General features: G+C 54.6%; 22 protein-coding genes. 6 read left to right on the plus strand and 16 right to left on the minus strand.

Annotated elements, in window-relative coordinates; all coding sequences use genetic code 11:
- Positions 1-2: 2 nt before the first annotated feature.
- The 6 genes from ACTVDO_RS08445 to cysK all read right to left on the minus strand — a co-directional run bounded on the left by ACTVDO_RS08445 (position 3) and on the right by cysK (position 6,244).
- Positions 3-1,322: an FAD-binding oxidoreductase gene (locus tag ACTVDO_RS08445; RefSeq protein ID WP_020959675.1), complete on the minus strand. Its 1,320-nt coding sequence runs from the start codon at positions 1,320-1,322 to the stop codon at positions 3-5.
- Positions 1,323-1,506: 184 nt separating this feature from the next.
- Positions 1,507-2,403, minus strand: coding sequence for an NAD(P)-dependent oxidoreductase (locus ACTVDO_RS08450; protein WP_020959674.1), 897 nt, complete (start codon positions 2,401-2,403; stop codon positions 1,507-1,509).
- Positions 2,400-3,197 (minus strand): hydroxypyruvate isomerase family protein, encoded by a 798-nt coding sequence (locus ACTVDO_RS08455; RefSeq protein ID WP_020959673.1) that lies wholly within the window; start codon positions 3,195-3,197, stop codon positions 2,400-2,402. Before ACTVDO_RS08455 ends, ACTVDO_RS08450 begins: the two co-directional genes overlap by 4 nt.
- A 250-nt stretch (positions 3,198-3,447) precedes the next feature.
- On the minus strand, positions 3,448-4,086 hold the full coding sequence (locus ACTVDO_RS08460) for a Bax inhibitor-1/YccA family protein (protein ID WP_020959672.1): 639 nt from the start codon (positions 4,084-4,086) through the stop codon (positions 3,448-3,450).
- Positions 4,087-4,145: 59 nt separating this feature from the next.
- Positions 4,146-5,255, minus strand: coding sequence for an AbrB family transcriptional regulator (locus tag ACTVDO_RS08465; protein ID WP_442901333.1), 1,110 nt, complete (start codon positions 5,253-5,255; stop codon positions 4,146-4,148).
- Positions 5,256-5,320: 65 nt separating this feature from the next.
- Entirely contained in the window at positions 5,321-6,244 is a 924-nt protein-coding gene (gene cysK / locus ACTVDO_RS08470; RefSeq protein ID WP_023817594.1) for a cysteine synthase A, read from the minus strand.
- A gap of 222 nt (positions 6,245-6,466) precedes the next feature.
- Between cysK and ACTVDO_RS08475 the strand changes: the two genes are divergently transcribed.
- A complete protein-coding gene (locus tag ACTVDO_RS08475) occupies positions 6,467-7,570 on the plus strand; it encodes a histidine kinase N-terminal domain-containing protein (RefSeq protein ID WP_020959669.1) in 1,104 nt (367 codons plus the stop codon).
- Positions 7,571-7,614: 44 nt separating this feature from the next.
- On the plus strand, positions 7,615-7,971 hold the full coding sequence (locus ACTVDO_RS08480; RefSeq protein WP_020959668.1) for a hypothetical protein: 357 nt from the start codon (positions 7,615-7,617) through the stop codon (positions 7,969-7,971).
- Positions 7,972-8,046: 75 nt separating this feature from the next.
- On the opposite strand, the gene ACTVDO_RS08485 is transcribed toward ACTVDO_RS08480, so the two are convergent.
- Entirely contained in the window at positions 8,047-8,187 is a 141-nt protein-coding gene (locus tag ACTVDO_RS08485) for a hypothetical protein (RefSeq protein ID WP_020959667.1), read from the minus strand.
- A 74-nt stretch (positions 8,188-8,261) separates the two neighbouring features.
- On the minus strand, positions 8,262-10,199 hold the full coding sequence (locus tag ACTVDO_RS08490) for a hypothetical protein (protein WP_020959666.1): 1,938 nt from the start codon (positions 10,197-10,199) through the stop codon (positions 8,262-8,264).
- Positions 10,200-10,394: 195 nt separating this feature from the next.
- Here ACTVDO_RS08490 and ACTVDO_RS08495 point away from each other — a divergent pair, with 195 nt between their 5' ends.
- The 3 genes from ACTVDO_RS08495 to ACTVDO_RS08505 all read left to right on the plus strand — a co-directional run bounded on the left by ACTVDO_RS08495 (position 10,395) and on the right by ACTVDO_RS08505 (position 12,352).
- A complete protein-coding gene (locus ACTVDO_RS08495; protein ID WP_020959665.1) occupies positions 10,395-10,580 on the plus strand; it encodes a hypothetical protein in 186 nt (61 codons plus the stop codon).
- A 20-nt stretch (positions 10,581-10,600) separates the two neighbouring features.
- Positions 10,601-10,891: a spore coat protein gene (locus ACTVDO_RS08500; RefSeq protein ID WP_020959664.1), complete on the plus strand. Its 291-nt coding sequence runs from the start codon at positions 10,601-10,603 to the stop codon at positions 10,889-10,891.
- A 96-nt stretch (positions 10,892-10,987) separates the two neighbouring features.
- Complete coding sequence (locus ACTVDO_RS08505) at positions 10,988-12,352, plus strand: S8 family peptidase (RefSeq protein WP_020959663.1); 1,365 nt, start codon at positions 10,988-10,990, stop codon at positions 12,350-12,352.
- Between the two features lie 207 nt (positions 12,353-12,559).
- On the opposite strand, the gene ACTVDO_RS08510 is transcribed toward ACTVDO_RS08505, so the two are convergent.
- From ACTVDO_RS08510 to ACTVDO_RS08525, 4 genes are all read right to left on the minus strand, one after another.
- Positions 12,560-13,135, minus strand: coding sequence for a YitT family protein (locus ACTVDO_RS08510; protein ID WP_041267895.1), 576 nt, complete (start codon positions 13,133-13,135; stop codon positions 12,560-12,562).
- Between the two features lie 197 nt (positions 13,136-13,332).
- Complete coding sequence (locus tag ACTVDO_RS08515; RefSeq protein WP_020959661.1) at positions 13,333-13,503, minus strand: twin-arginine translocase TatA/TatE family subunit; 171 nt, start codon at positions 13,501-13,503, stop codon at positions 13,333-13,335.
- A gap of 108 nt (positions 13,504-13,611) precedes the next feature.
- Positions 13,612-13,791 (minus strand): H-type small acid-soluble spore protein, encoded by a 180-nt coding sequence (locus ACTVDO_RS08520; RefSeq protein WP_020959660.1) that lies wholly within the window; start codon positions 13,789-13,791, stop codon positions 13,612-13,614.
- A gap of 2 nt (positions 13,792-13,793) precedes the next feature.
- A complete protein-coding gene (locus tag ACTVDO_RS08525; RefSeq protein WP_442901334.1) occupies positions 13,794-13,955 on the minus strand; it encodes a hypothetical protein in 162 nt (53 codons plus the stop codon).
- Between the two features lie 139 nt (positions 13,956-14,094).
- Here ACTVDO_RS08525 and ACTVDO_RS08530 point away from each other — a divergent pair, with 139 nt between their 5' ends.
- Positions 14,095-15,090, plus strand: coding sequence for an acyltransferase family protein (locus tag ACTVDO_RS08530; RefSeq protein WP_020959658.1), 996 nt, complete (start codon positions 14,095-14,097; stop codon positions 15,088-15,090).
- Positions 15,091-15,144: 54 nt separating this feature from the next.
- On the opposite strand, the gene thiE is transcribed toward ACTVDO_RS08530, so the two are convergent.
- The 4 genes from thiE to ACTVDO_RS08550 form a co-directional block, all read right to left on the minus strand.
- On the minus strand, positions 15,145-15,813 hold the full coding sequence (gene thiE / locus ACTVDO_RS08535; protein ID WP_020959657.1) for a thiamine phosphate synthase: 669 nt from the start codon (positions 15,811-15,813) through the stop codon (positions 15,145-15,147).
- Positions 15,814-15,818: 5 nt separating this feature from the next.
- Entirely contained in the window at positions 15,819-16,619 is an 801-nt protein-coding gene (gene thiD / locus ACTVDO_RS08540) for a bifunctional hydroxymethylpyrimidine kinase/phosphomethylpyrimidine kinase (RefSeq protein WP_020959656.1), read from the minus strand.
- 17 nt (positions 16,620-16,636) lie between these two features.
- The gene (gene thiM / locus ACTVDO_RS08545; protein WP_020959655.1) at positions 16,637-17,446 is read right to left on the minus strand and encodes a hydroxyethylthiazole kinase; all 810 of its coding nucleotides are present in this window, start codon (positions 17,444-17,446) and stop codon (positions 16,637-16,639) included.
- Positions 17,447-17,627: 181 nt separating this feature from the next.
- Positions 17,628-18,650 carry a glycosyltransferase family 2 protein gene (locus ACTVDO_RS08550; RefSeq protein ID WP_020959654.1) on the minus strand — a complete coding sequence of 341 codons (1,023 nt, stop codon included), beginning with the start codon at positions 18,648-18,650 and terminating at the stop codon, positions 17,628-17,630.

Here is an 18,650-nt window from a genome sequence, read left to right on the forward strand (position 1 = left end):
CGTTAAATCCCCCCAATAAAGCGCTGATCGTTTAATGTTTTGTGCGGATCAATTTTCCGCTTAATGTCTTCAAGCAAGAAAAAGTACGGCGGCTTCCCGCCCCAGACGTCAACGCGCTGGCGCAGCGAAAACGGCAAATGCTTCACGACCGCATAGCCGCCAAGACGGACAGCCGTCTGGCGCAACTCCCGAATCGCCGCTAAAACCCCCTCTTCGCTCCCGTGCACGTACGCCTGGCAAAGCCCGTGACCCACGCCGCCGTGCGCTTCGACCCGGACATGGCAACGGTCAGCGATAAGGATACTTTCCCGCAAAATCGAGACTACGTCTAAGTTGACAACGCCGATTTTCACCGCGGCCGCGACACCGTCTGCCGCCGGCTGCCGTCCGTTTGGCGGCGCCGTATAAAATGTGCGCCAAAACGCAGCGGCTTCTTCTTGGGCAACGATTGACAGCTTCGCTCCACGCGGACACAGCCGCTCGACTGCCTGCTCTTGGTAATGGACAGCATTTTCAACATCTTCAAATCCGATCGCAAGCATATACGCCGCTTCACCCGTTAACCGCTCGGCCAGCGCCGGGTTAAGCAGTTCGAAACAAACCGGCTCCATCATCGTATCAAGGAAGGAAACCGCAAATGAGCGGATATCATGAACATCGCCGGTTGGGAACGACAGCAAAACAACGCTTTCATATTTCGGCAGCGGCCGGAGCTTGAGCGTCATTTCGCTTAACACACCGAGCGTCCCCATCGCTCCAATAAACAGTTTGTTCATGTCGTAACCGGCAACGTTTTTCACGACTTTACCGCCTGAACGAATAATCGTCCCATCTGGGTACACGATGCGCATCCCGATGACCGAATCGCGCGCTGAGCCGTAGCCAAGCCGCTTCGGCCCGCTGTCATTTGCCGCGATCACCCCACCGACCGTCGCTTCCTCCGGCCAAAACGGGTCTAAGGCGACCTTTTGCCGATATGGGGCCAATGCACGCTGCAAGTCGCCAAACTTCGTTCCAGCCTTGACGGTGACCGTCATATCAGCAGCCGCATGCTCGACGATGCCGGCGTAGTGTTCCAACGACAACAAGATGTCCGCCTGTTCCCGCTGCCCGCCGAACCCCCGTTTCGTACCGCGGCCGGCGACGACGACTTTTTTGCGGCTGTCATTCGCGTAGCGGAGCAAAGCGGCGATCTCTTCTTCTGTTTGTGGATAAACGGTCACCGCGCCGCTGTTGCCGAGCGGGTGTGGGGATTCGTTCACTTTGATTTGTCCCGGGCGCAAAAGCGTGCTTAACTCATCCAGCCATGTCAACGAGAGCATTGTCGCCCCTCCTTTGTTTCGCAATAAGAAACAATGTTTCTTTTTATCGTTTTAAAAAAAGCGAAACGCTTCAGGCGTTTCAGTGAGGCGGCGCCCCGCACGTGGCAGAGGCGCTGCTACTTTATATTAAATCATTGATCGCCCACTTTTTCAATGAATTTTTTGAATTCACGAACCATTTTGTTCATTCTGTCTCTTTTACGACCACCCCAACCCGCTGCTCAAACAACTGGATGACCGCTGACATATCCAAATCGGCCAGTCCATCGGTAATCGCTTCGGCAAACACCGCTTCCGTCTGTCCGCCAAGGCAGCGTCCAATTCCTGTTTCGTTCATCAATTCGTTGGCCAGACGTACATCTTTATGTACATACTTCACCGCCCCGCCGGGCGCAAACTGGCGCGGCAGCACAAACTGCTCCATATGGCGGCGCAGCATCCGGCTGTCTCCGTAGCTTTCCTTTAACAATCGATACAGCTTCCCGGCATCAAGCCCGTAAGCAACGCCGGCGACCATCGCTTCCGCCGCGGCGACCGTATGGACGGCGACCAAGTATTGGTTGAGCACTTTGGCTGCACTGCCGGCGCCGCTTTCCCCTAAATATTCCACCGTTTTTCCTAACACGCCAAGCAACGGGCGCACCCGCTCCCACACGTCTTTCGCACCGCCAACCATAATGGTCAACGTCCCTTGTTCCGCTCCTTCCGGCCCACCGCTGACAGGCGCATCCAAGTAAGCAATCCCGCGCTTATCAGCCTGCTCGGCCACCTTCCGGCTCGTGTTCGGGCCGACGGTTGTAAAATCAAGACAAACGGTCCCCGGTCGGGCTGCGCTAAGGACGCCGCCTTCCCCCGTATACACCTCAATGACATCGTCCGGCATCGATAAACACGTGCAAACGACGTCCGCCTCGCCGGCCAGCTCTGTCACTGTTGCTGCCTGTCGGGCGCCACGATTGACAAGTGGAACCGCTTTTTCCGGCGTGCGGTTGTACACTGTGACGGCGAAGCCCGCTTCAAGCAGCCGGCCGGCCATGCGCGAACCCATCACGCCCAAGCCGATAAAGCCAACGTGGGTCATCGACCCCTTCCTCCTTTCATCGTGCGATATTCATCATACCAAGCAAAGCTTTCGCCGCTTTCTCCCGACGGAATGTACTCCAATCCTATAGCGCCGCCGTAGCCGCGCTCTTGCAAAAATGAGAAAATCTCATGATATGGAAGCGCTCCCGTCCCCGGTTCATGCCGCCCGGGGGCATCGGCGAATTGCACATGGTCAATCAGTGGTTCATAAGCGAGAAACGTCGCGGTCACCTCGAGACCGAGGCGCGCCATATGGTACATATCATATTGCATCTTCACGTTCGGCCGGCCAAGATCACGGATAACCGCTGCCGCTTCACTAATATCCGTTAAAAAATAGCCCGGCATATCGAGCGGGTTGATCGGTTCGATCGTCAGCGTCAAACCGTGGACGCCGAGCGCGGCGGCCGCCTCATCCAAGCGGCGCATGTATATTTCTTTCGCCCGTTCCCGCGGCAAACCGGCCGGCATCACCCCAGCCATGCAATGAAGGCGCGGCACGTCAAGCGCAAGCGCATAGCGCATCCCTTTCTCAAGCGCACGGCGAAAATCGTCATGCCGGTCAGGAAGAATCGCCAGCCCGCGCTCCCCGCTTTCCCAATCGCCGGCCGGTAAGTTGATTAAAACAAGCGACAACTCGTATTCTTCAAGCTTATCGGCGATCGCCTCAGGCACCGCCACATACGGAAACTGACACTCGACGAGCGAAAACCCGTGCTGCTTCACCTTGGCAAACCGGGCGAGAAACGGCGCTTCCGTGAAAATCGTCGATACATTGACGGCAAACTTCATCATGAGGCCCCTTTCTTCTCCATTTCTTTCCCTTATTCGCTCCACCCGTTGCCGATTCCTGCTTTCATCGCCCCCTTCTTCTCTCGCCCTATAAAACACAGGCGCAATCACTCATCAATCGACCGCTTGCTGTACAACGAAGCCGGGACTTTGTCATAGTTGTTTGCGCCAAGCGCGACGTCCCCCTTTGAACGGCGTCATGACGAAAAAAGAGCCGTTTCCATCGCTGGGAAACAGCCCTTTCCTCTTTTTACTCTTCATCGCTGGCGAAAAAACGCAAAATGTAAACGAACAAGTTGATAAAATCAAGATAAATGTTGACAACGATCATCGGAATATCTGCTTCCGTGAAGCCGTAGCGGGCCAAACGATTGATATCGTAAATCGTAAAACCGAGGAAAATCAAAATCCCCAAAGCCGCGATACCCATTTGTCCGACGCTGGAGAACGGGATAAACCATTGGATGATCAACAATCCAAGGAGCGCAAACGCGCCGAGCATTAAAAACCCGCCGAGAAACGAAAAATCTTCTTTCGTTTTGGCTGCATAAATAGCCACGCCGGAAAACGAGACGACAGCCAGCGCAAACGCCTTGAACACCGCCGCCGCACCGATGACGGAAATGTAATAGCCGATGAGCGGATAAAGAGTTGCGCCTGAGACGAGCATAAAGGCAAACATAAGCGGATAGCCGACCGCCTGTTTGCGGCGGGCGAAGATCATTACCAAAAGCAAAATGAGTTCTAACGCATAAAGCGGCAAATACAGGCCGGCCGGCACCCATTGTCCGGCGTACAATCCTGCCGTCGCGACAGCGAGCGCCGCGAGAAACGAAGCGGCCAACTTGGCGACTGGGCTGTGCGGGCGGTAAACGGTCGAGTGATTCATCGCGATCCCCTCCTTTTTTCAGTTTACCATAGTTTCACCATCGATCATAGCCTTATTTGTCAGCCATGCTGCTGCGTTTGCCACTGCTCAAGCCGACGAAACCAACGGGTGGAAAACAATGTTTTCAACGCTGGCGGAACGACAAAAAGAATGAAAAAAATGCGGAACATTTGATAGCCGGTGACAATGGCTAGGCTCGCATGCGCTTCTTGCGCCAAAATGCCCATTTGATCCATGCCGCCCGGCGCTAAGGCGATAAAGGCCGTCAAATACGGTATACGGTGCCAGCTCATTAACACGAACGCTGATAGCATGGAAAACAAAATAAGCGCGCAGCCGGCTAAAACCGACGCCGCCATCACCTTCCCTTTCCCTTCGATCGCCGTCGGCTTCAGCATCAGGCCGAGATACGTTCCCATCGTAATTTGCGCGACGTCTAGCAGCGGAGCCGGCAAATGCGGGGCCGGCGTTCCAACAAGCACGAGCGCTGCCGTGCCGATGATCGGACCGAGCAAATAGGCCGTCGGCAATCGGAGGCGCTTCCCTACTAGCGCACCGGCCACAGTGACAGCCGCATAAAGCAAAGCGAGGCCGACAGTCCAATCCGGCCCGCCGGCCATTCCGGCGTCGGTCGCTCCCGCGGCGCCTTCGGACAAAAGCGGGCTTAAGGCGATAAGCGGAACGAGAAACACGACACCCATCAGCCGCATCACTTGAAACAATGTGACGACGGTCGGATCGACGCCTTTCAGCTCCTCGCCGAGAACGAGCATTTGTGACAGTCCGCCGGGAATGCAGCCGGTGACGACTGAACGGAGCGAAAGATGAGTCCATTTCGCTACAAGGGAGGAAACGACAAAGCTAAACAGCAACATCAAAACCGTCGTCAACATCATCGTCGGCAGTTGCCGCGCCATTTCTGCGAGCGTCGCCGCCGTCACCGGCGCACCGAGCGTGTAGCCGATTGGAATGAGCCCGACATTGCGGATAGCGGTCGGCCAATACAGCTTTTCTTTGAAAAGATGAGAGGCGGCCAACAAAGCGGCCGCCGGGCCAAGCACCCAATGGAGCGGAATGTGCAAAAGGGAGAATGCAATGCCGCCCAATGCACCGATGATAAACGTCAATATGAGACGGATGGTTTTCTTCCATGCCCGTTCCTCATGCAAACAGAAACACTTCCTCTCCCTGTTCCGTGTACCGTTGAAGCCGGGGCTTATTTATCCGTCCTCCGTTAATCAGCAAATAAATCTGATGACAAATACCGCTCCCCGGAATCCGGCGCCATGCAAAGGACGCGCGCCCCTTTTGGCAGCTGCTTGGCTACTTTGATGGCGTAATAGGCGCTCGCCGCGGCCGAGGCGCCGACCAAAATGCCTTCCTTTGCCGCCAGTTCGCGTGCCATCTGCTGGGCGTCTTCATCTTTAATCAAAAAAATGTCATCATAAATCGAGCGGTTTAAAATGTTCGGGATAAACCCTGGACCGGTGCCGGGAATTTTATGCGGTCCCGGCTTCCCGCCCGACAGCACAGGTGAGCCGTATGGTTCAACGACGTAAATGCGCAAATTCGGCATGCGCTTTTTCAGCTCTTCTCCTGTCCCGGTCACCGTCCCTCCGGTGCCGGCGGTGAGCACGAACGCATCCAGCCGTCCGTCAAACGCTTCATAAATTTCGGCTGCCGTCGTATGCCGGTGCGCGTCCGGGTTGGCTGGATTTTCAAACTGCATCGGAATAAAGCTGTCAGGAATCTCACTAGCAAGCCGGTTCGCTTCGTCAATCGCCCCCTGCATCCGCTTCTCGGCCGGCGTCAAATGCACTTCCGCCCCGTACGCTTTTAAAATCTTCACCCGCTCAATCGTTGCGTTATCCGGCATCGTAATGATACACCGATACCCTCTGGCGGCGCACACCATCGCCAACCCGATGCCGGTGTTGCCGGACGTTGGTTCGATGATCGTGCTTGTTCCCGGCGTAATTTTTCCTTCCGCCTCTGCCCGGCGAATCATTTCCCAAGCCGGCCGGTCTTTGACGCTGCCGCCCGGATTAAACGATTCGAGCTTCATATATACATCCGCCCCGTCCGGATCCGGAAGGCGCCGCAACTTTACGATCGGCGTGCCGCCAATTAAGTCTAAAATGGAGTCATACAATTTCACGGCGTTCCCCAACCTTTTGAAAAAGTGTGTTGTCTGCTTCATTATACATGATTTTTCTTTTTTTGTTCAAACAGTGCGCCTCCACCTGCCATGAGCCGGCATTCCTTAGCCTTTTTGGCGAAAGAAAACTAGTTTTATCGGACATATCGTGATTTTCCCTCTGTTCTAGCTCGATATTCCCCCTTATAATGATAATAAACGACGGAAAGCGAGGTGGCTTTTTTGGCATCTGCCGCACAGCAGCTTGTCACCCATTTGGAAACCCATCTGCCTAGCTTCCTTGCCTATTGGCGGCGACATATGAAAATTGCCGACGATGATAAATATCTTGACCGCGTTGAACAAAATGCCTTGGCGATGTTTGCGTTAGTCAAAGAGGCGCTGTTGCGGTCGCTGTCCGGCGAGACAGTCGAACAGCTGGCCAACAAAATCGCCAAAGAACGGGCGGAAATGAATGCCGGCATCGGCGCCCTCGTCTATAATGTCAGCCTCGGCCGGCGGCTTATTATTAAGCACGCGTTGACCGCGCCATTGCCGACCGTCGAGCTGGCTCCGTTAATCGACCATATCAACGAGTTATTTGACCAGTTTTTGTTCCATGCCATCACCGAATATAACGGGCTAAAGGAAGCGGAGTTGCGCGAGAAAAACATGTTGATCGCCAGGTCACATCAAGATCGGCTGAGCTTGCTCGGGCAAATGTCATCCAGTTTTGTGCACGAATTCCGCAACCCGCTTACGGCCATTATTGGGTTTATTCAATTATTAAAGTTTGAACATCCGCATTTGCCATATTTGGATATTATCGATCACGAGTTGCAGCAGCTGAAATTTCGCATTTCGCAATTTTTGCATGCCTCACGCAAAGAAATTGTCGAGAGCGAAAAGGAAACTTTTTCGCTGCATCAACTGTTAGAGGAAATAATGGATTTTTTATACGCGACGATCGTCGACAGCGATGTCGACATTTCGTTGGTGGTCGATGAAACAATACATATTTTTGCCTATAAAGACCAGTTGCGCCAAGTATTGGTCAACATTTTACTCAATTCGATCGAAGCGGTGAAAGAAAAGGAAAAGCCGCGCCGCATCAAGATCACTGCCCGCTCCCAAGACGGAACGGTCATCATTGAAATCACCAACAACGGCCCGGCCATTCCCGCCGATATCGTCGAGACCATTTTTGAGCCGTTTTTTACGACAAAAAAATTAGGAACGGGCATCGGCCTTTACATTTGCAAAAAAGTGATTGAAGACCATGGCGGGGAAATCAGCTGTTCGTCCGACGTCAACATGACGACCTTCTCGATCCGGCTTCCTGTATAGCGAATGGCGGAAATGGGCATATTGGATGAAAAAAGGTGATGATGATGAAGCCATCTTGGAAAAATTGGTTGAAACAAACAACCACCGCCATTCGTGAATGGATGCAGCGGGAAAAACATTCGTTCGCCGAGCTGTCCGAATTCATCCGCCATCATCCGGATACCGTCCGGTCTGAACGTACATGGCTCGGCTTGACGTACCGGTTTTACTCGTTGACGCTCGATGATGTGGCACTCAAAATGGAAACAAAGGTCAGCCGCACCGGAAGCGAGCACATTTTATTGTTGTCGCTCCACACTCCCCGGTCAGAAGCAGCCATATACCGTTCTTACGACGAAACATGCAGCCTAGAGGACACCGTCGTCACTCCGTCACTCTCGGAAAAAACCGCACCGATTTGATCATGGTGCGGTTTTGTTTGGCATCTTCACCGAAAAGAGCCTCGCTTTCAAGCAAAGCGAAAGCGGGGAAAGACATTACCCTTTCATGCCTTGCAACCATTCTTCGTAGCATTCCGGACAAAGCGCTTCCTCGCGTTCCTCGCCGTTCGTGTGGAACGAGACGTAATGCACTTTGTCGTCACAGTCACATTGACAGTAGAAGCACGTTTCGTTCATCGATTGTCCCTCCTTGTCCGTTAGTGTGGACAAGCAGAGGAACGTCATTGCAAGGAAAACATCCCCAGACGCGATCAGCGCGATGTAAGCGATAATAAATAGTCCAACACAGCCTCTTGCTCTTCCTTCGTAAACCCGGCTTGGCGGTCAATCCAATACCGATGCCCCTCTCCTGTCACATGCACCGCCTTTAAAGCCGGATCGGCAGCATTCGCGGCGATGACGCGCTCGCGCCACGTCCGGTCAATCAGCGCCCGCAAGCTGTTGCGCGCATCAGGGGCGATGCCTTTTTGAACGGTGCTTGAAAGTCCGGGTTCCCCGTTTGGCCCAACCGCCACGCCGCCATCATGCAAATACGGGGCGCTCCAAGCAAGCCCAATCAGGCTCGGCACCTTATACCCGCCCGGCGAATTGCCGTGGGCGAACGACAGGCGAATTTGTTCCGGGTCAAGATGATCGGTCGGTACGTTTACCACTTTTGCCCCTTTCGGGATCGGCACTGGCGTATCCGGGGCATACAACACCGCCTCCCCAAATATGTTTTCAGTTTTTTTTAATGCTTTTGCCCGCGACGGCTCGGTGCCAACCACATTGGCAGCTATGACGCGGTTATTCGTCAAATACGCCCCCGCATGGCAACGGATGCAGCCGGCGCGAACGAACACATCCCGCCCTTTCGCCGCCCGCTCTTTGTCCACCCGTTTGTTCGGCGGTGGAGGATTGAGCGTATTTTGCCAAGCGGCGACAGCATTGTTTTGTTCGTTAAACCGATACCCGGGCTCGCTGGCGATCAGCCCGTCCGGAGCGACAAGCGATACGTTCGGAAACTGCGGCGGGGCAACGAGCTGATTGACGCCAACCGCTTTCGGCGTCGGATCGGCTTTAGCGAAAAAGACAGACGGCTTTTCCTTCATCGTCGGCCGATAGCGAAAGCGCGGGTTGGCTGCGTTTTGCAAAATCGTGCCAAGATACACTTCCTTGTCAATGCCAAACAACTCATCACTAACTTCTACCTGTGCCAGCGAATCGGCGTTTTGGGCGTGCACGTTGTTGCTGAAGGCGGCCAAACCGTGAAACGAGCCGGCAGCAGCAAAGCCGCTCCACCCGTACGGATGGTCGCCGCGCGTGAACGAATCGGGAATTTGCGCCGGGTTCGCTTTCAGATCAATCGTCGAGTCGAAATTGCCGCGCGGCCAGCTGGCAAAAATGCGGTCGACTTCCCGCTCAAGTCGCTCCGGATCCGGCAGCACAGCTTTTCGCCCGCGCGAATCAACGATGGCGCGGTCGGTCGAACGAATGTAGTCGGCAAGCGATTTGATTTCGGCATGAGTAAAATAAGCGGTCGAATTTGTCGCCAACGCCATTAACAGTCCAGCGTTCAAATCATTGTTTGGCGCTCCTTCGACGACTCGTTTCGTCTCCGGATCGACAGTTGCGTGACAAGCCGCACAGCTAATGCCGACGCGCACGCGGCCGCCGCCGGTGACAATCGGCATCCCAAGCGGCAAATATGCCCCTTTCGGCACATCAATGCCGGTGTCGATCAGCTCCCCTTTTTTATACGTCCGTCCGCCGATCGTCACATCCTCGGCGAGCGGCACACGCAAATTTGTCGTCCCTTCTCCTTTTAATGCGGCGATCGCTTGCGCCATATTGGCCAGCGTCAGCGGCCCGTCGACAATGCCCATAATGTCAGTCAAAAACACTTCATTGCCGAACGTTTCCTTATAAAACACCTCTTTGCCAAGGAGGAGCAGCCGGTCATCGACAACGACCGCCCCGTCCTTTTCTGGCGGGTGTCCGTTTTCTGCCGATAGCGTTTGGAAGCGGCCGCCATCTGCATCGATCCACCTCCCCCACCAATCAATGCCGGTTCGCTCGCTCGCCTGATACGGCTTGATCGTCTCCCCGTCCGGCACAAGCGCGTACTCTCCCCGGCGCAAAAGAAGAGCGGCCCCGACGGCGAAAAGAAGAAGCACAGCAACACCTAGCACAATGGCTGCCTTTTTCATCCGTTCCTTCACCCCCTGCATGAAAATGGATTGCGGACATAGTATGCCCCGCTCTAGGCAAAACTTGAGCATGCAAGCAGCGCCTCTTGTCGGGCTGTCCGGCTGCCAAAAACACCATCGACTGTTTTTCCATCATTATCCATATATACACATAACGGCGGGGTATATACTATGTCACGGAAGGTGGTGAAAAAGATGAAAGCGACAGGAACACATGAAACGCTTGAGCTGCACGAACTGCTGATGTTTAAAAACACGTGCCTCGCCAAAAGCACAGCCATGCAGCAAATGGCAAGCGATCCACAACTGAAATCGCTCATTCAGCAAGACATGCAAAAAACTACGCAGCACATCCGCGACTTGCAAAACTTATTATCGTAACGGGCAAAGGAGGGACAACGATGCAAACAACCATGACGCCAACCGGCGTATTAAACGATCAAATGATCGCTGCTGATTGCCTTATTAGCGCCAAAAACGCCATTAAAGGATGCGCGATGGCCATCGCCGAAGCGGCGACTCCGGAAGTGCGCAATACTTTGAAACAACAGTTAAACGATGCGATCGCGTTCCATGAGCAAATCAGCCAATATATGGTCAACAAAGGGTATTACCATCCGACCAACGTCCAAGAGCAGCTGCGCATCGATATGCAAGCGGCACAGCAAGTGCTGCAGTCGGCTGGACGCTGAATACCACAAAAGGGGATTCACCCGCTGCGGGAAGAATCCCCTTTTTCATGATTTGCCCGCCATTCGCCCATCCTAACAACAGAGGAGGTGAACCACATGAATCGCCGATACACGATATGGGCTGCCCTCGGCGCCGCCGTCGTCCTCGTCGTTGCCGCCGCCATCGGCTCCACCCGGCCGGCACCGCAAGAGCGCGCCCCTGCCCCGCCGCGGCTTGAGCCGTTTGACACAAAAGACGCACGCACTCATCCGACGGTTGTCACCTTAGACAGCCTCAGTGCAGGAGAGCGGCTGAAACAACAGCTGAACGCGCACCCGGGCATTCGGGAAATTCGTCATAACCACCGCGGCGACCAAAGCCACTATTTTACCAATGAAATTGCTGTCCGCTTTCGGACGCCGCCGGACAGCCGCCGTCTCAAACAGATGGAAACAGCCATCCGCGGCCGGCTTGTCAAGCGGCTTGATCATGTGTTTGTTTTCCGTTCGCGCGAGCAGACGTACGAGGAAATGCGCCGCTATTTCCGCCCGCTTCCATCAGTCGAGTATTGTGAGCCGAACTACATTTACATGCAAAACGGCTTCCCGTGGCCAGCGGAAGAGCCGAATGATTCGTTTTACGCCCGCTATCAGTGGAATTTACCGGCCATTTATACGGAAGCCGGCTGGACGCTGTCGCGCGGCAAGCAAACCGTGCCCGTCGCCATCATCGACAGCGGGGTCGACTTGACTCATCCCGATTTAGTACGCCGCCTTGGCCCCGGATACAACGTGTTGGCCGACGACCGCCCTCCCGATGATGAAAACGGTCATGGCACCCATGTTGCCGGCATTGTCGCCTCACAGCCAAATAATGGCGAAGGGGTTGCCGGCATCACATGGTTCAATCCGATCATGGCGGTCAAAGTGTTAAACGCCGACGGCTATGGAACGAGTATTGACGTAGCCAAAGGCATCCGCTGGGCGGTCGACCGCGGGGCGAAAGTGATTAATTTAAGCCTTGGCAACTACCAGCCATCTTCGGTTCTCGAGGAAGCGATCCGCTATGCCGATGCCCATGATGTCGTGCTCGTCGCCGCTTCCGGCAATGACAGCACGTCCCAGCCGAGCTTCCCGGCCGCGTATCCGGAGGTGATCAGCGTCGGAGCGGTTGACCCGGACCTTTCCTACGCCTTGTACTCCAATTATGGCGATTATGTCGACGTCGTGGCGCCCGGGACGAACATTGCCAGCACGTTTGCCGGCCATCAATACGCCGCTCTTTCCGGCACGTCCATGGCAGCACCCCATGTTACGGCGCTCGCTGCTTTGATCCGTTCCGTCAATCCGCGGCTTTCGAATGATGAGGTGCGCGATATCATTCTACGAAGCGCTGATGATTTAGGCGAGAGAGGAAAAGATCCGTACTATGGCTCCGGACTCATCAACGTCTATCGCGCGCTCGAGCTGGCAAAACCGTGAACAGACGCCCGCCTTCCATCTAAAATGGCTTGCATATGCCAGTGGCAACAGAGCACCTATATCCCACTGAAGCGTTAAAGCAGGAAATCACTCACGTTCAACAACATCTGCATTTTCCGCCTTGATCGCATGCCCAACGGAAACATATCCGACTCCTAACGGGCGGGCATGTGGGGGATGACCATGAAAAAACGGTGGGGATCCGGATTACACCCCCATCGTTTTTTCGCTCGTTAGCATTGTCGTCACCGCTCCGACGACTGCGACGACAACAAACGAATAAATAAATGGCACCGAGTCAATCATGAGGCTTCCGATCGAAATGATACAGGCGTCAATGACGAATATAATGACACCGACGTTCCAATCTGTCAGTTTGGCGATAAACTGAGCCAGCAAATCCGTTCCGCCCGTGCTTGTCTCCTCGCGCAACATGAGGCCGATGCCCGCACCGACAAGCATTCCCCCGATGATGGCGCTCAAGAGCGGATCCAACGTAACAATGCCGCGCAAAACCGATAATACGTCAATCATCCATGAGGAAAATAAAAGACCGTGCAAGCTGTTGTAAAAAAATGGGCGATAGTAAAACCAAGCCGCCACGTAAAGGGGAACGCTTAAGATGATCATCGTCAGACCGGCTTGCACGTGCCAGACGTATTTGGCGATCAGCCCAAGGCCGATCATTCCCCCGTCAAGCAAATGGTGAGGGACTAAAAACACGTTGATGCCGATGCCGAGCAGCAAGCTTCCCTCGACGATTGCCACCATTTTTTTTATCACCATGGTTGATCCCTCCGCCCCGTCGGCCATTTCGCCAACCAAAAACGAACAACACGTTTCCATATGTATGTATATGGCCTTCGCCGGTCAAGCTTGTCTGTTTTTTTGCTGCGTTGGCAAAGGAGACCGACAGATCGCCCGGCGGCCCACGGACGGAAAACAAAAAAATAAGAGGCTAGACCTTTATGCCTAGCCCCTTATTTTTGCGCTTTTGTCGCCTCGTCGTCGTCAATAATGCCTTTTGTTGCGTTTTTAAATTCACGCAATGTTTTCCCGGCCGCCTGTCCTAATTCCGGCAGCTTTTTCGGCCCGAAAATGAGCAACGCGAAAAAGACGATGAGCGCAATTTCCCCAAACCCGATGTTCATATTGGTCACTCCAATGTCCAAGCGTCATTTCTTTCGTTATTATATCATATTCGAACACAGAGTGTCATCGGCTTTCCCTTGACAAAACAGCGACAACTTGCCCGACGCCTACTGCTCTTCAAGCAGGCGCACCGGTACATCTTGCTCGCGTTCCGGCTCATTGGCAAAATAAATGCGCGCTACTTCCCGCCCTTCATCGACGTGTTGAATGATCACCCGTTTTCCTTCATACGTCACCGGGACAATTTCTCCGGCCTCGGCAATTCGTTTCGCCCGCAATAGTTCCATCCTTATTCGCCTCCTTTTGCACTGTCTTCCGCCTGCGCCCGCAAACTTTTCCAAAACAACTCATCACTGCAGACGATCTCCTGCAGTTCACCTTCATCTCCTTTGGCGTTGATGATTTGCAATAACTGCGTCATATCGTCCGTTTCGCGGCGATCGTTTTTCACCAAATCATCTCCTTTCTTTGGCAAACTATTAGCACGGGCAAGCCGGCCCTCCCCCTACGGCTTCCATGTTTCAACGGTTGACTCCCTCAAAAAGAAGGAGTATGATTCGAATTGGTGTGTATAGAGAGGAGGAAACACTGTGAAGGAGCGGGACTACTATTTTGACAACGCGAAGTGTGCGTTAATGCTCCTTGTCGTGTTTGGCCACTTTCTGCGCCCGTATATTGACAGCGTCTTATGGGTGCACAGCTTGTATACGTGGATTTTCTTTTTCCATATGCCGGCGTTCATTTTCATTTCCGGTTATTTTTCTAAGAAATTCCATGAGAACGGCTACTTGCAAAAAATCACAAAAAAATTGCTGTTTCCGTATATCTTGTTCCAGCTTCTGTATTCCGTCTATTATTTCTTTTTGTATGACAAACGGTCGCTCGAACTCGATTTATTGACTCCGCATTGGAGCCTATGGTTTTTGCTTAGCCTGTTCAGCTGGAACGTGTTGCTGCTATGGTTCGGCCGGCTGCCGAAGCAGATCGCGCTGCCGCTTGCGCTTCTTCTCGGTTTGGCCGGCGGGATGATGGAAGCGGAAAAATGGCTGAGCTTGTCAAGAACACTCACGTTTTTCCCGTTCTTTTTGCTCGGGTTTTTCACGAACAAATCGGCGATCGAGCGTTTGTTTACTACATCTGTGCGCATCGCCTCGCTGATCGTGCTGGCCGGCATGTTCGTGCTCATTCATTTCGGATTTCCGGACTTGCCGCAAGACTGGTTGTACGGCTCGAAATCGTACGATACGCTCGGCGTATCAGAGCCGGCCGGCGTGGCGGGCCGTCTTGCCATTTACGCGGCCAGCTTGCTGATGACGTTCAGCTTCCTGTCGTTCATCCCGGGCCGGCGCTTCTCGTTTTCCGTGCTGGGAGCGCGCACGTTTTACATCTATATCTTGCACGGGTTTATTTTAAAATATTTGCACGAAACACCGTTCCCGGATTTTATTATGGACGTACATGGCTATCCGCTTCTGCTTGCGCTGTCGGTCGCCGTTATGCTCATCCTCGGAAGCAAGCCGGTCGTCCGGCTCGTGCGGCCGCTGCTCGAATGGCGGTGGCCGAGGTGGCGGCAGACAGCGTCCTAAGACAAAAGGGTGTCCTGCAAAACAGGACACCCTTTTGTCTTGTCTGTTTGATTGTCACCGGCTGACACGGGCAGCCCGCACCGCCGCTGCCAACGCCGCCGCTGCTGCTTTGGGCACCGGGGCGGAAGCGATGGCGCTGATGACCGACACGCCATCCGCCCCGGCTTCCATAACCTCTCTTGCATTGTCAACCGCAATGCCGCCGATGGCGACAATCGGAATCGTAATCCCCGCTTCGCGGAGGCGGCGGAGAATATCGGGCCCTTGTGCTTCATTCGCATCGTCTTTTGAGCGGGTCGGATAAATCGGACCGACACCGATGTAATCGGCGCCCGCTTCGATGGCTGCTCTTGCCTCTTTCACATTATGCGCCGAAACACCGAGAATTTTGTCGCCAATTTTTTCTCGCACGCGCCGCGCGTCTTCATCATCTTGGCCGACGTGGACGCCGTCGGCATCAATGGCGATGGCCAGCTCGACGTCATCGTTGACGATAAACGGCACGCCATAAGTGCGGCAAAGACGCTGCAGCTTCCGGGCGAGCGCCGCTTTGTCTTCCCCTTTGAAAGCGCCCGGCCCTTTTTCGCGAAACTGAAACAGCGTCACGCCGCCATCAAGCGCTTCCTCGAGCACCTGCTCCGCCGGCTGTTCACTGTTTTGGCTCCCCATAATAAAGTACACCGCCAACCGCTCTTTCATTTCTTCGCTTGTGATGCGCGCCACCCGTCTCACTCCCCGTATTGCCGGTATGCCCAATGGTTCGTCGGCCCATGGCCTTGTCCAATGCCAAGCGGATAGGAAATGGCGGCCTGCACGAACGATTTCGCGGTCGCCACGGCATCGACCGGATGCCGCCCTTTTGCCAGCTCGGCAGCAATCGCCGCCGCGAACGTGCAACCGGTCCCGTGCGTGTGGCGCGTGCTGATTCGCTTGCTTTTAAAATACGAAAATTCGTCACCGTTATATAGCAAATCGACCGTTTCCTCACCATCATCATCATGGCCGCCTTTAACTACGACATAGCGGGCGCCCATCCGGTGCAGACGACGCGCAGCTTCGCGGCGGTCATCCATCGTGCGGATGGCCGTACCGGTCAACGCCTCCGCTTCCGGAATGTTCGGCGTAATGACAAACGCCAACGGCAGCAGTTCTTCTTTCAACGCAGCCACCGCCTCTTCCTGCAACAGCGGAGCGCCACCTTTGGCGATCATTACCGGATCGACGACAAGCCGCTCCCAACCGTGTTTTTTCACTTGTCCGGCCACGGTGCGGATGATGTCGGCGCTAAAGAGCATGCCGGTTTTTACCGCATCCGCGCCTAAATCGGCGGCCACCGATTCGATCTGGGCGGCGACTGCTTCCGCCGACAGCGGATAGACGCCTTGCACGCCGAGCGTATTTTGCGCCGTCACCGCTGTAATCGCTGACATGCCAAACACACCGAGCTCTTGAAACGTTTTAAGATCCGCTTGAATGCCGGCGCCGCCGCCGCTGTCCGAACCGGCAATCGTCAACGCTTTGAATACCATGTTGTTCCCCTCTCCTTTTACCGTTGTTCGACCCGTCCGTCGCGCTTCACGTCATCGGCGCTTGTATGCGCCAACGCGTCTAAAAACGCCGCCTGGAAACGGCCTGGACCGCGCTCCCCAACTTCCGCCGCCGCCCGCTCCGCCGCGACGCCGTAATATGCGAGCGCCGCCACAGCCGCCTTCACAATGTCGGGCTCAACGGCCGTAAACGCCCCGATCACCGACGTCAGCAAACAGCCCGCGCCGGTCACTTTCGTCAGCAACGGATGGCCGTTGTGAACCAAATACGTCGTGTTTCCGTCCGTGACGACATCGTCCTTTCCGGTGATGATCACAACGGTGCCGAGCTTAGCCGCCGCCCGTTTGGCCAAGGCCGCAACATCACCGCCTCCTTCGCCGGCGTCGACGCCTTTAATCGCCCACGTTTCGCCAATCATGTTGGCGATTTCCGCCGCATTGCCGCGAACCGCGGCAAGCTTCACCTGTTCGGCGATGCGGCGCGCTGTGTCCGTCCGGTAGCGCGTCGCTCCGGCCCCAACCGGGTCGAAAATGACCGGCACGCCGGCTTCGTTCGCCGCCCGGCCAGCGATCAACATCGCTTCCACTTCTTCGGCGTTCAGCGTCCCGATGTTCAATACGAGCGCGCCGGCAAGCTTCGCCATCTCGCCCACTTCCTCTTTCGCATACGCCATCACCGGCGAAGCGCCAAGCGCCAGCAGTCCATTTGCCGTAAAATTCGTCACAACAACATTTGTCATATTATGGACGAGCGGATTGGTCTCTCTCACCCGCTCACGCACATCTGCCCATTCATGCCAATCGGCCATCGCTTACCTCCCCTTTCTCGACAAACACCCTTTGCCAGCCGGCGAAAAGCCCCCTTCTCTGACTGTTGGCGTTCCATCCCCCGTCAATCAGCCATATCGTTCCCATCCATCAGTCTACTCTTTCTTTTTTTCAATTGCAAGACAAAGAAAAGCGGCGCGCCCATGCACGCCGGCTTGTTTCCTATGGCCGCATCGGCTCCACCGCCTCCGCCTCCTCGGATGAAGCTGATGGCGACAGCCGCTGCGGCAGCGGCCAGTTCCATAAATCCAAATCAACGATATAACGCGGCCGCCGCTTTGTTTCTTTGTAAATTTTCCCAACATACTCCCCGATCAGCCCAAGGGCGATGAGTTGCAAGCCCCCCAGCAGCCAAATCGAGGTAATGAGCGACGTCCATCCCGTCTCAGTGTGCCCGGCCCACTTTAAAAAGAGAAAATAAGCGCCAAAAATGAGACTGACGACAAATGAGAGAAAGCCGATGAACGAAATAAAGCGAATCGGGGTGACGCTAAACGATGTGACCCCGTCAAGCGCAAAAGCAATCATTTTTTTTAGCGGATATTTCGTCTTTCCAGCCAACCGCTCTTTCCGGTCATAATAGACAGCCGTCGAGCGAAAGCCAAGGAGCGGAACAATGCCGCGCAAAAACAAATTTACTTCCCCAAACTGCTCAAGCGTCTCGACCGCGCGCCGGCTCATCAGACGGTAGTCGGCATGGTTGTATACGAGATCAACGCCAAACACCTTCATTAACCGGTAAAATCCTTGGGCCGTATGCCGTTTAAACCATGTGTCCGTGTCGCGCCGCCGGCGCACGCCGTAAACGATGTCATACCCTTCGCGAAACTTTTTCACAAATTCGCGAATGGCCGATAAATCATCTTGCAAATCGGCATCAATCGAAATCAAGCAGTCGGCATGGGCTTTCGCCGTAAACAGACCGGCCAACAACGCGTTTTGATGTCCGGCGTTGCGCGCCAGTTTCAACCCTTTCACTTCCGGATGGCGCAAACTCGCTTTGTAAATGAGTTTCCACGTATGATCGCGACTGCCGTCATCGACAAATAGGAGCGCGCTTTTTGGTGAAATAAGCCGCTCTTTGACCAGTTCTTCGCGCAACGCCCGCAAACGGCCGATTGTCTCAGGCAACACTTCCTCCTCATTGTAGCACGGCACGACAATGGCCAATACCGGCTCAGACAT

It is taken from the genome of Geobacillus sp. BK01 (assembly GCF_052220245.1).
Lineage (GTDB): Bacteria > Bacillota > Bacilli > Bacillales > Anoxybacillaceae > Geobacillus.